The following is a 13,042-nucleotide window of genomic DNA, read 5'->3' on the forward strand; positions in this document are numbered from 1 at the left end:
AATCTCCTACAAGCTGCTCACTCAGTCTCGGCCGCAATGCCATCCGGCGCGATCAGCTGTGATGGAGCGCGCGAAAGACCTGCCCTGCGAATTGCGCCAGGCATTTCCAATCCGGGGTTAAGGCTTGGTCCAGTTGTCGCGTCTTCGGTCGAGGCCTTCGATTCATCAACGTCTGGTGATTTCGCTATTTTGCGCGAGAGCCAATCGCTGTTGCTCAAGGTACAGAGCGCATAGGCTTTCATCGGGAGCAGGAGGAAGATGTTGATCGGGGTGTGCAGCGAGAAGCCGAGAAATCGAAGCTCGCCGGCGCGCAGGGCTGCCACGCTGCATCGAATCATGGTCATCGCGACGATGGTCAGACCGGTCCACCAGGGCACGGAGCCCGTGAGCGCGAGCTGAGCGAGCGCGGCAATCGATGAGATGGCGAGCAGCAGCGGGCCGAGGTTCTGTCCAACCACGTCCAGCGTGAGGTAGCGGTCGAGGCCGGGCAGCAGGTGCAAACCGAGCAGGGTGTCGCGGTAGGTGCTGCGCGCCCAGCGGAGCTGTTGGCGCAGATACGGCAAGAGCGTGTCCGGGACCACCGTGGCGGCGATGGCGTCCGGAACGTACTCCGTTCGGAACCCTGCCTTGAGCATGAGGATGGTCAGATGACGGTCCTCACCGAAGTCGCTGGGTTTTCCCCGGAAGAACTGCGTCTCGTATTGCTCGAGCAGCAACAGCAGCGCGGAGCGCCGGTACATGGCGCACGGCCCACAGCAGCACATGACGGCACCAAACCGCGTCTGCGCGGCGCGCTCCTCGTTGCAAGCCAACCAGTACTCCATGTCGATCAATCGGGTCAGCCAGCTGTCGTTTCGGTTGCTGGCCTTCAATTGGCCCATGGCCGCGCCGACGGCTGGATCCTGCATCTTGCGCACGAGCTTGCTGACCACGTCGCTGTCGATTTCCGTGTCGGAGTCGACGTTAAGCACGAGATCGCCGAATGAGCGGCGAATCGCTGCGATCTGCGCCTTGCGTTTTCCAACATTGCTTGGCAGCAGAATGATGGTGAATCTCGGGTCATACGCGTAGCTCGCGTGGACCGCGGCCACTGCGCCGACATTTGCAGAGCCGTCGTCGACCACGTAGACCTGCAATCGCCCTGGGTAATCCTGACTTGCGATAGACTTCAGGCAGGCCGCCAGCGTGCGCGGGTCCTCGTTGAAGCAGGGCACGATGACATCGACGCTAGGCAGAGCATCGGCGTCGACCGGGTCGTACGGCGGCAGTGGAGCGTCGCTTCGCAGCGCATAAAGCGCCTGCGCGCTCTTGTGGACGCTGGAGAGCAACGCGTAGGAGGCAACAGCAGCGGTGCTGATGGTGGCAAGCAGGCTCATGGGAATCGATCTATTCAGTGAGGTTGAGGAAGCGACCGGATTGCAAATCCACGGTCATGCAGTGCTGGAATGAGTTGGGCGAGCGCCGTCACGGTCTGGTCGCGCCGACCAGCATGAGGGCAGCGTCCCAACTCGTCGGGAGGGCAGCCGTCGTGCAGGAGCACGATTGCGCCTGGCCTGACCGAGGCCAACACTGCGGCAATAATCGCCTCGACGCCGGGACGAGCCCAATCTTGCGGATCGACTGACCAGTGCAGGGCTGCCAGTTCGGCCTTCGCCGACGCGGCGAAGACCTCCTTGCTCCAGATTCCGTACGGCGCACGCATGTGCCGCACAGAGGCTCCGGGGCAGGCCATTCCGATGACCTTGTTCGTCGTGAGGATCTCGTATTCCACCTCATCCAGCATGCATTTGGCCAATTCCGGGTGCGTCATTGTGTGGTTTGCGACCTCGTGCCCTTCTGCAATCATGCGCTGGATCAGCTGCGGCTGGCCCGCCGCGTATGCACCGATCACGCAGAAGGTGGCGGGCGTCCGATGCTGCGCCAGCACATCCAGGATAGCCGGCGTGCAAAGCGGGTTGGGACCATCATCAAAGCTCAGATAGACGCAAGGCTCTCCGCCGGCCTCGGCGTAGTCGCGCCGCGCTTCAGTCGCATCGTTTGTGGACCTCACAGTTCTGGCCCGTTCCGTTCGATCGTGTCACCCGCCGGCCATTCGCTCATGGGTCTCGCAATCGGCAGAACGAGGCCGACCACGTCTTCCACACGCGTCGGAGGCACAGTGAGGTAGATGTCCGGACGAGCGGACCGGACGCGAAGCCCTGGCAGAACAGTCGCCAATCCCTGTCGCCCGAGCAGCCTGGTAATATGTTTCTGCAGGGCAGCTCGGACCGTGCCAAAGCCGAACGGCACGCCAAGATCTCGCAATACGGGATACATCACTCGGATCGAGTGGGTTATTCCAAGCCCCTCCAGATCCGGGCGAACCCCGTACAATCCGAGTTCAGCCACGAGCAGATCGGTCTGGCCAATTTTTATGAAGCGGCGTAGTGCCGCGATGTGAATCGCAATGCCACGATCATCGTAGCCGATTGCCCGAATTTCAGGCCTTGCGCCGGCCCAGCTTCGATGACCTTCAAAGGGCTTTGCATTGAATTCCCCGGTCGGACCATAGGTCTTCCGGAAGAAGTCGGATAATTCAATATGGTCAGCAAGTTCAAGGTCATTCTCCCAGCACAACCTCCAACGGACTGGAGGGCGCGCCGAAACACCTCGGGTGGATTCGGGCACGATCATGTTCATAGGGCGTCATTCCTGTTCGCTATCTGGCTCCTGACGCAGGCCAGCAGTTCGCTACCTTCGAAAGGCTTGCTCATGAACTGGAGTCCAGGGCCTCGCCTCACATCGTGTTCGGAATGGCCTGTGAGCAGAACGGTGGGAATCGCGCCTCCGGATGCAACCAGATGATCGAAGAGCTCGAGGCCACTCATCGCGCTCGAGTGCATGTCCGCGATCAAGCACGACGTGATCGAACGGCGGTCTGATTTCGAGAACCCCTCTGCGCTCTCGAATGGTTCAGGCACGTAACCTGCGGAAAACACCATATCCGTCAGATCTTCACGCACTGCTTGATCTGCATTCACAATGCAGATGACGTCGAGCGTGTGCGCAACTCTCATCAGATCCCCCAAGGACGCCTTCGCTTGCATTTTCCGCACGATTTCACCGTCGCAAGGACGCAATCCAATCGGATGCGACCAAGGCACATTTGGCACCCGCAACCGGAGGGGTGCGACCGGACGGCAATCTACGGCCAGGTTGAGGGTTCGCTCAATTCTACGGCGGTACACGGTGGATATAGAATGGGTTGGCGAAGCCATACGATGGTTTGCTCGTCGTATACGCCCACTCAACTTTGCGGATTCCGATCGTGCTAGCTCACGGCGATATGGCTTGCGCAACACGCGCGAAACTGCGACCCCACGATCGAGACGTCTTGATTGATACCTAGCGCGGGGCTGAGACGCGCAACGATTTCTAACCATTCTGATGGATCTGACATCTCGCTAAACTATCGTTTGCTATCCTCATTCGGTACAAATGGTAAAATCGATTATATCGATAGAACACATTCACAGCGTGGATCGCTCCGGATTATGCGTTTCAAGGGCCTTGATCTGAATCTCCTCGTCGCGTTCGACGCCCTGGTGACGCAAGGCAATCTCACTACGGCGGCAAGAAGCATCAATCTCAGTCAACCTGCCATGAGTGCCGCCGTCGCGCGGCTTCGCACTTACTTTCGCGATGAGCTATTCACCATGAAAGGACGGAAGCTTGTCCCAACGCCGCGGGCTGAAGCGCTCGCAGCCCCGATTCGCGAGGCTCTCGCTCACATTCAGCACTCCATTATTTCTCCAGACGGCTTCGATCCGTCTCAATCGAATCGGCGATTTAGAATCATCCTGTCCGACTTCATGACCGTCGTGTTTCTTCGAGGGGTCGTGGACCGCGTCGCGCGGGAAGCACCAACAATCAGTTTCGAGTTGCTGCCGCCCGCAGAGGAACCTGATGAGCTTCTCCGGCGCGGTGAAGTCGATTTTCTCATGTATCCGCAGATGTTCATGTCGAGCGCGCATCCGAAGGCGGCTCTGTTCGAGGACACTTTCGTCTGCGTGGGCTGCCCCATGAACAAGCAGCTAGCATCGCGTCTCACGTTCGAGAAATACATCTCGATCGGGCACGTGGAAGCCCAGTTCGGGCGCTCCCTGAGGCCCTCCTTCCACGAATGGCTCTTGCTCGAGCATGGTTTCAAGATACGCACCGAGGTCGCGGTGCAGGGTTTTGGTATGATCCCGCCTATGTTATTGGGCACCAATCGTATAGCGAGCATGCCCTCAAGATTGGTCAGCCATTTCGCATCCACGATGCCGCTGAGGGTCGTCGAACCTCCGCTGCGACTTCTCACATTCACAGAGGCCGTCCAATGGCCCGCCATCCATAATACTGATCCTGCAAGCATGTGGTTGCGCAACATATTCATGCAGCAGGCATCCACGATGGTCTCTCCGTCCGAGATCAGCCATTGTCACGGCCCGTCCTAGGACTGTTCGGGCCGGTTGCGGCCTGCTCCCGCTAACCGGACTTACGCCAGGCCCGAACCCCTCGGTCCTCTGATTGACGTGTGGCATAGTGAAAAAAAGCGGAGTTAAGCGTAGTTTGGTCGGATCGCAGCCGATTGACTCGCGGTGCAGTGACGATCCTGCGCATCACACAGCTCGCTTGGCGGCTAAGGACTTTCCGCTGGTTCGGAGGGGACCGCATCACAGGTGCATGCGCCAGCTTCAGAGTACGCAAAAAATATGTGGCCTGTCCGGCGAACAATGTTCGGCTTCAGCACCAACCCGCTTGAATCGCACGCTGCGTCAGGTTCAAGGCCAGCACCTGCGATCGAGGTTGCACGCTTCACCTGGTAGCGAACCCGCATCGTTGTTTGCCTGAACTGGTGCATCTCATTGCCTTCAACAGCGATGGAGTTAGTCCCGAAGCGCTCCACTAGATACAAATGGCTGATGACCGGCAGGGGCGCTTCGTTCGCGTCGAATCAACATGAAAGCTGAACGCAAACGCCGCCCACGATCGGCCCCCCCCAAAGCCAACCGTCAGCTCGCGCAAACCCGCATGGGCAGGGAAGACTGCGTGTCTTTGCACAATGTCACAATGGAAATTCGGAACACTTCCTCTCTCGACGGTGCTTATCTTCCTCTCGATGCGCGCGATGCCGCGTGATCGAGTGCAACTGCAAGCTTGCAGACCGCAGGATCAACCCGGATCAAGTGACATCAGCTGGCGGCACTTATCCGGCTGCGCGCGTGTTGCGGTGAGGAGTGTTCATGATGAGAGGACCGCAACTGTGCCAAGGTGCGGCCGCGTAAGCGCTCGCCGCTCCCACTCGCCAAGCCTGCTCCTCCTCCAGCTTTCGATCATTTCGGCCGACATCCCCAGCCAAATCGGATGATCAGTGCCGGGTCCTTCTTTCCGATGTCGCGACAATCGCGTTTTTCGAAGATCGCGGCGTGACTCACACCGCGCCACCGCCGTCCATCTCGAGCTGCTGCCTCGCACCGCTGGCCCCGCAGGGCTCCTTTGCTGCGGCAAGATGATTTGCCTATCCTACCCGAAGCATCGATGTCCAGCGCGCATGCGAAAGCGATACTGTTAGAGGCTGGAATTGAGTGAGTGAGCGGCCGGACGAGCAAGCCAATACCGCGACAGCTCGCCGTCGAGCCTTATGTTCGATGGGATCCTTACGGCGAATCCGCCAGACGCTGCCCCCCCCGATCTGGGGAGTCGCTTTGACTTGAGCACGGTCTTAAGACGCGCATTAAACTCCTCCACCAAGCTACAGCATCTCTGCTTTGCTATTGCGGACCCGTATAGCGAGGCTACCAAAGGCTTGCCAAGTGATTCTGCAAAGGCAGTGTCGCTAGGGATCCTTGCACTTCGGGTGGATTACATCTGCCGAGGGCCGTCCGATGTACTGCGCTCCGACACCGAGCCGGCGCACGCCTAAACACGCAAGTTATTGCTGTATTAGTTATGCCAAGGCTTTCCCCGGGCGTGAGCGCGCGGCACCTGGGGCGGCCGTAGACGCGTTTTGAGTGCCGCCACATGCAAGGGATATGGCACGATTGTTCGAGACCCGGTCCTTAAATTGGGAGCAACGTTTTGCCAGGCGCTTCAGATGCGCCTGCGTTGAGATGATGTCTTCAGGACTGGTCTTGAGCTCCGCCTTCCCTCATTCTCCCGACGTTTACGGCGGCGGACCTGCGTCGTTGAAGAGCAGCCATCATCTTCCGGCACTCAAAAGCTGGGAGCAATCGCGCGAGCGACGCCTTCGAGCCCACAGTGCCAACACAACAGGGCTAGCCGACGGTCGAAAAAGCTGTTAGGCGCCGAGCCGGCCGCCGCGCCGCGCCGCGCACGTGATCGCGCGACTGATCTACGATAATCAACCCAATCAACCGCACCGCGCGCCTAGGTGATTGACGTCACAGCAAGGATTGCGACTGAAAAAGAGCCATCTGGTCAGATCAGTGCTGTGTCTGGGCTTCCCGTTTCGGGAGGCCGTGTCTCAGCGGGTTGCCACGCACATGCTTTCGCTTCTCCCGATGATCAGGCCGCAAATAGCCACCGCTGCTGCAGGATCGAGGAGATATTGTACAGTTTCGGTTAGTGCGCTCTTGGGCAAAAGGGAAGCAAACGCCGTGTTGCACAATGGCACCAGGTTGACGCACCCGTCACATTCTTTCGCACACGTCGCCGCTCCGTCTCCTTTTTGCCCCACCACAGCCAAACGGCTTCGTCACGTGCGGCGCGAGTGCAATCATCAAGGGAGCTTTCTGTTGGATAAGCCGAGCGGAGTCTACGATCCGGATGATCTCGCGAGCTTGGGAAGGCTGTTCGATCAAGCAATCGCGTCTTTGCCGGCATGCATGCGAACCAGCGAGAATCGCGTGGCGATCGCCAGACTTGTCATGCAACGCGCAGCGAGGGATGAATTGGCGTCGCTCGCGCACTTGATGCTTGCACTTGACTCGGCCGCTTGAGCAACGGCATGCGCTCGGTCCTTCTGGGGCCCGCAGCAAGAGACGCATCATCTAGATCATTGAAATAACTTGATTCTCACGTGACGTCAGGTTGTAGGCTTGCAAATTGAGGATCATGACAAACGCGATACAACGACGGCGCCGATGGCGCATTGGAGAACTTGCAGAGGCGACCGGTGTAACCGTACGCACTCTGCATCATTACGAACATACCGGGTTATTGACGGTGTCGGAACGTACCTGTGGCGGTCACCGCATGTACGATCGGGAAAGCCTACAACGCGTCTCCCAGATTCGCGCTCTACGTGAGCTCGGCTTCTCGCTTCCTGAGATCCGCAAGGCCATCGAAGGGCGCACATCTCTCACAGACCTGTTGCGAAACCATCTGGAGCGGATTGAGCTTCAAGTCGCGCGGGCGACATTATTACGGGATCGATTGCGCACTATGACGACGCAAGGTGAGACAGAAGTCAGTGTCGACGAGCTGCCGGCCACGCTAGATGCCATGTCGCGGATTGAGGAGCGTACCCCCTCTGCCATCTGCACGTGCGCCTCTAACGCTAGCCGCGAAGATCGGTGGCGAAAGATTCGGGACGAGCTGCGAAGCTGCATGGACCAGGGTGAGCCTCCGTGCTGCGAGCGGGCAAATGCAATCGCGCGACAGGCCCGTTCGCTGCTGACTGAGATCGCAGGAGTTGATTCGACTGTCTCGATGATACTTAAGGTGCTGACGCGATTGACCGAACCACACAATCTCGCCGGCTGGGATGCGAGCCTCATGCGATACCTCGATCTCGCCCTCGCCGCGCTGGAGGACCAGCTGGTAAAGAGTTGAGCGCACCCGTTGCGACGCCCTATTACTGAAATGTCTCTAAACCGGATGAGGTGATGGTGATCCTGTCTGACCGCGGATGGTTTGTCCCTAGCAGTCGCCTCGGACTCTGCGTTGTCGGTTGGGTCTTTCGCTCTGTCGATCTTGGCAATCAACCCCAACGAGCACGCTTCGAAGTACTTGATTCGTACGTAGCGTCACATTGTACCTTCTAAAGCATCGACGCAGCGACGGGGCGACAGACAGAGCGCCGGTTAAAACCGAGGGAGACTCCAATGATCGGCATTAGTTTCGGAAGTTCTCGGTGAGAGTTCTCGACGAGAACAAGTCGATGGATGGTCGTACGCGCCTTCCAAGCGCCTCCTCGGCACACGCCTGTCGAGCACGGGAGACTGGCGAATCTACCGGGTATCAGCAGATGTTCGATATTGGTCCTGTCAGCCCCTAGACGACCGCTTCTCCTGACCAGTGTCGGAACGTCTGCTCGTCCGTGCCCGCCCGAGGCTTATGGCCCAACCTGGCAACAACCTGAGCCTATTCGTACGCAACCTGAGTTCGATCCAAACATCATTGGCCAGATTGTTGGCCGCCGCGTCATACCAGAATGGCGAAGCAGACCAAGTCGCCTCGCGAGACACCGGGAGTCACATATGACGATCCTTCGCATTCACAGGCTTGCAGCTGCTGCGCTCCTTTCCGTGGCCCTGAGCTCGAGCGCCAGGGCAAAAGATGTTTACATTGCCATAGCGGGTCCGATGACGGGGAGCACTGCGGCGCTCGGCGCGCAGATACGCGATGGAGCGGCCGCAGCTGTGGATTCGATAAATGCTTCGGGTCTGCTGCCTGACACAAGGCTCATATTGAGAATCGCCGACGACGCATGCGATCCCAAGCAGGCTGTCGCTGTTGCCAATCGCCTGACAAGTGACGGGATCAAGCTCGTCGTTGGTCACTTCTGTTCATCTTCGTCGATTCCGGCTTCAGACATATACGCCGAAGCCGAGGTAATTCAGATTTCACCTGGGTCCACCAACCCCCGTCTGACAGAGCGTGGCCTAACGACCCTGTTTCGGATTTGCGGCCGCGATGACCAGCAAGGCAGAGTTGCCGCCGAATACATCGCGCGGCATCACCAAGGTGCAAAGCTCGCAGTCCTCGACGACAAGAGCACAGCAGGCAGGGGTATCGCCGATATCGTAGAATCGCGCCTTCGTGCAGCCGGCGAGCATCCCGTTCGACAAAGCTATGTTGCAGGCGAGAAGGATTACACCGCTCTCGTTTCGCGACTGAAGCGAGAGGGAATCCAGCTCGTCTATATTGGCGGCTATTACAACGAGATCGGCCTGATCGTGCGTCAAGCCGCGGAGGCGGGCGCGCGTCTGACCGTGATCGCCAACGATCCGCTGATGACAACCGACTTTTTGGCCATTGCCGGCGAGGCCGCAAACGGCACGCTCTTTACCTTTATGCCGGACCCGACGAAGAATGCTGCAGGCGCAGCTGCGGTCGCCAAGCTCAAGGGTTCGAGCCTAACCGCCGCAGGTTACACGCTCTACGCTTATGCCGCGGTTCAAGCATGGGCCGACTCCGTCAAACGGGCCGGCACCTTCGATGCTATGCGAGTCGCTGCGGCCCTCCGCTCCGAGTCAATCGACACGGCTATTGGCACTGTTAGATTCGACTCCAAGGGAGACAATGCCGCCCCTGGCTTCATCGTTTACCGCTGGCGCGACAATTCCGTCGAAGCGGTCGAGCAGAACTGACCGCCCGTGCCAACACCGTACGGAGCGTTCGAATGATGAACCATCCTCGATATATCGATTACGCGCTGCTCACGTGCCTCGCAATCGCCGCAGTCGCAGCATTTCTCACCCTCGCAGCAATGCTATCACAGCTATCGTGCGCGCCCGCAGGGCCGCCCGAAGAGTACGTTCCCATTCGTCTGGTGCCACTGCAATGAGCATCACTTCCACATTCGGAAGGCCGACGAATATCCGTGCCTTCTTCCAGCTATTGGAATTGATGCGCGCCTCGCTCTCGGGAGTGAGCTGTCAGGGCCTCTTTAGAACGAACGTACGTCTTGAAACGATGTCAGTCACGCGCGTTCCCTCTGCCGATTGCGCGGGTTCGAGCCAATCGTTAGCCGCGGTGTTCGGTCGAGGGACGTGGCCTTCCATCTCTTTCCTGGAAACAGGTATTGGTTCGGAAAACGCCGTGCGACGCCTGATCCGTGCTGATCGCTATCCGGCCTTGGGACGGAGTCTGAACCGGTACGGCCCTTAGAGCCAGGTCTGCCTCCCAACACTCACATTCATGCAGGCCTCGCGCTTCTCGGGTCCGAACAAAGCGCACGCACCCACGTAGGCTCGCCGAACGCCCTCAACTACTGTCGTCGACAAAAAGGGAGAACACCACTTTGGATGCAAAGTTGCAGACTATGCTTTCCTCGCTCTCGCCGCTGGCTCGCGAATTGGATGCTCTACCGTCCGGGCGGCCCACCACCGACAACAATTGCGTGAAACTAAACACGAATGAGAACCCCTTTCCTTTGCCAGGCGTCGTGATGCGAAGCGCAATTGCAGCTCTCGAGCTGCAATACCGCTATCCAGAGGACGACAATGTCAGCTTGAGGCAGGCGGCCGCAGCTGCCTACGGCATTGCAACTGATCGCGTGATGGCTGGCAATGGATCGTCTGAACTGCTCAGCCTCATTTACAGAGCCTTTCTTGGCCCGGGCGACCACGTTGCAATGATGTCGCCGGGTTTTTCATTCAATCGCAAGCTTGCCATGTTGCAAGGGGCCCGCTTCATTGAAATTCCCTGGTCTGAACCGGACTGCTTGCCGATGGACGAGCTGCTTTTCGGTGCGGCTAAACAGGCCAAGTTCATTCTGCTGGCCAATCCGAACAATCCGACCGGAACCTTTATTCCGCTCGCTGAGATCGAACGCCTCGTTGCACGATCTGACCGATTGATCGTACTGGACGAAGCTTACGTCGATTTCGCACCTGAGGACGGCCTACGCCTCGTTGAGCGCCATTCGAATCTTCTGGTCCTGCGCACATTTTCCAAGAGTTATTCGGCCGCTGGCATTCGCGTCGGCTTCGGTTTTGGCCATCACGAGCTGATCGGGCGGCTTCGCAACATGCAGAATGTTTTCAACATGAATGTGGTCGCTCACGCCGTGGGGATGAGCGTCCTTGCGCATCGCGACGCCTATGAGGAGAACCATCGCCACGTCAGGCTTGAGCGCCAGCGCGTAGCCGCCGCCCTCTCTGAATTTGGGTTCTCTGTAACGCCTTCCCACGCGAACTTCCTTCTCGCCCGTGTGCCGGTAGGCCAGGGTGGCAGATGGTGGCAGGCGGCGTTGCAAGACCAGAGAGTCCTTGTTGCCTTCTTTCCGGATGCCGGCCTGGAAGAGTGCATTCGGGTTAGCATCGGTACAAAGCGTCAGATGGATGCGTTTCTTGCGGCCGTCGGCAGCGTTCTTAGGAAAGTGGGATGTCGTGGCTAGTGGTCCCTTCCACTCATCTCACAGATCTCCGTCGTAATCGATCCGGTCCCACACATCATGCGGCTTCGCGACGCAGCCCTGAGTCAGTTTTTCTCCAGTCGCCGCATTACGACCCGTTGTGAACGACTTCGCAGTAATAAAGCGCATTACCAGCGAGCACCTCTTGCACTCCCGAAACCCGGCGGACTCCGGTCCTCTCTATATAGGAGATAACTGAGTGAGAAACGTTGTTCCCTCGAACCTGACCTGCGGCATCTTTGACCATCTTGACGAGGACGGCCGCGATATCACCCGGCAATACGCTGACCGCCTTACCCTGGCGGAGGCCTACGACCGGCTCGGTTTCTATGCCTATCATCTGGCGGAGCATCATTGCACTCCGCATGGACTGGGTCCGTCGCCGAATTTGTTTCTGTCAAGCGTCATACAACGCACACGGCGACTTCGCGTCGGTCCTTTGGTCATGCTGCTCAACCTCTATCACCCGCTGCGTGCATTCGAGGAGATCTGCATGTTGGATCACCTGAGCGGCGGCAGGGTTGAGGTCGGCCTTGGTCGCGGCTCTCTGCCGATCGAACTGAGCTATTTTGGCGTTGGAGCCGATGTCGCCTCGAGCCGTTACGAGGAAGCTTCTCAAATCTTCGTTGGCGCGATGAATGGCGGCCCGCTCACATACGAAGGGCGGCATTTTGCGCTGAGCGACGTCCCTTTGACGCTTTCACCTCACCAGCGTCCTTGTCCCCCGACATGGATTGCAACAAATCGGCCGGAATCCGCCCGCTGGGCGGCGGCAAATGGCGCCAATCTTGCCTGCATGGGCCCCTCTTCTGCCGTTCGCAAGATCACCGATGTCTATCGCGCTAATCGAAACGTCACGGGCGACGCCAACAGCTCAGCGCCATTTCTCGCGTTGCTCCGCATGGTCGTGATTGCCAGCTCTGAAGCAGCGGCCCGTTCCCTCGCCGCGCCTGCCTACGAAACATGGCTCAAAAGCTTTAAATTCCTGTACGAGCTCAATGACATCCCGCCTCCGTCCAACCTGCCCCTGACCTTGGATGCCGCAATTGAGAGTGAACTGTGCGTTGTCGGAACGCGCGCTTCGGTGCGCCAAACTCTTCTCGATCAGGTCGAAGAGGCAGGCATCAACTATCTCCTTTGCCAGCTCGCCTTCGGATCTCTGTCACTGGATGCCTGCCTCAATACCGCAAATGCCATTCACTCCGAGCTCATAGCGGCAGATCGCTGACGGTGACCCGACAGCGGTTCCAATAAGTTCGCCCTTGACCCGGCAATAAATGGCGACAGCCAGGCCAGTGAGTACCGCAGCCGAATGCATCGATCAGGCTGCTCTTATCGTTCAAATGGCCATTACGCGCATGCGATCCGTTCGACTACATTACCAAACAGGGCGCTTAACGGCAGTAAATGCCCTGACTCTAATTTTGCGTGCGTTGGTATCGACCGAACAGTGGCCGGCATGGACAGGTGAGTTGGCTCACGCTGACCCCGCTTTGGCGCGCCAGTTGGTCGATCGCATTTCACACAATTCCAGGGTGTGCCCTATCGCCCGGTTGGGCCCGTCGTGACGCAGTGCCGGCGGCGCTCCGACCGGACGGAGGAGATCGCGCGTAAGCTCGAGATCGTGCTGGCGGAGTTGGCTTCGCTGCGCATTCTGCTGGCTGCGCACGGCATTAGCACCCCGCCACCTCTCGA

Annotated in this window: 9 protein-coding genes; 5 read left to right on the top strand and 4 right to left on the bottom strand. The window is 58.6% G+C overall.

Going from position 1 to position 13,042, the window contains the following annotated elements; translation table 11 throughout:
• Positions 1–17: 17 nt before the first annotated feature.
• Genes nodC through AC0L21_RS31820 form a run of 4 tightly spaced genes read right to left on the bottom strand, consistent with a single transcriptional unit; the run spans position 18 to position 3,056 of the window.
• Positions 18–1,376, bottom strand: coding sequence for a chitooligosaccharide synthase NodC (nodC, locus tag AC0L21_RS31805; RefSeq protein WP_317245128.1), 1,359 nt, complete (start codon positions 1,374–1,376; stop codon positions 18–20).
• Between the two features lie 14 nt (positions 1,377–1,390).
• A complete protein-coding gene (gene nodB, locus AC0L21_RS31810) occupies positions 1,391–2,050 on the bottom strand; it encodes a chitooligosaccharide deacetylase NodB (RefSeq protein ID WP_438744238.1) in 660 nt (219 codons plus the stop codon).
• Positions 2,047–2,679, bottom strand: coding sequence for a NodA family N-acyltransferase (locus AC0L21_RS31815; RefSeq protein WP_085348247.1), 633 nt, complete (start codon positions 2,677–2,679; stop codon positions 2,047–2,049). Before AC0L21_RS31815 ends, nodB begins: the two co-directional genes overlap by 4 nt.
• Positions 2,676–3,056 (bottom strand): response regulator transcription factor, encoded by a 381-nt coding sequence (locus tag AC0L21_RS31820; RefSeq protein WP_473265652.1) that lies wholly within the window; start codon positions 3,054–3,056, stop codon positions 2,676–2,678. The genes AC0L21_RS31815 and AC0L21_RS31820 overlap by 4 nt, the downstream gene beginning before the upstream one ends.
• A 477-nt stretch (positions 3,057–3,533) precedes the next feature.
• On the opposite strand from AC0L21_RS31820, the gene AC0L21_RS31825 reads away from it, so the two are divergent.
• From AC0L21_RS31825 to AC0L21_RS31845, 5 genes are all read left to right on the top strand, one after another.
• Positions 3,534–4,478, top strand: coding sequence for a LysR family transcriptional regulator (locus AC0L21_RS31825; protein WP_438744241.1), 945 nt, complete (start codon positions 3,534–3,536; stop codon positions 4,476–4,478).
• 2,620 nt (positions 4,479–7,098) lie between these two features.
• The gene (locus tag AC0L21_RS31830) at positions 7,099–7,818 is read left to right on the top strand and encodes a MerR family transcriptional regulator (protein ID WP_473265664.1); all 720 of its coding nucleotides are present in this window, start codon (positions 7,099–7,101) and stop codon (positions 7,816–7,818) included.
• Positions 7,819–8,465: 647 nt separating this feature from the next.
• On the top strand, positions 8,466–9,578 hold the full coding sequence (locus AC0L21_RS31835; protein ID WP_473265653.1) for a branched-chain amino acid ABC transporter substrate-binding protein: 1,113 nt from the start codon (positions 8,466–8,468) through the stop codon (positions 9,576–9,578).
• A 674-nt stretch (positions 9,579–10,252) separates the two neighbouring features.
• On the top strand, positions 10,253–11,329 hold the full coding sequence (gene hisC, locus AC0L21_RS31840) for a histidinol-phosphate transaminase (RefSeq protein ID WP_473265665.1): 1,077 nt from the start codon (positions 10,253–10,255) through the stop codon (positions 11,327–11,329).
• Positions 11,330–11,546: 217 nt separating this feature from the next.
• Positions 11,547–12,575 (top strand): LLM class flavin-dependent oxidoreductase, encoded by a 1,029-nt coding sequence (locus tag AC0L21_RS31845; RefSeq protein WP_473265654.1) that lies wholly within the window; start codon positions 11,547–11,549, stop codon positions 12,573–12,575.
• Positions 12,576–13,042: the final 467 nt, after the last annotated feature.

This window comes from Bradyrhizobium sp. WSM4873 (assembly GCF_055811355.1).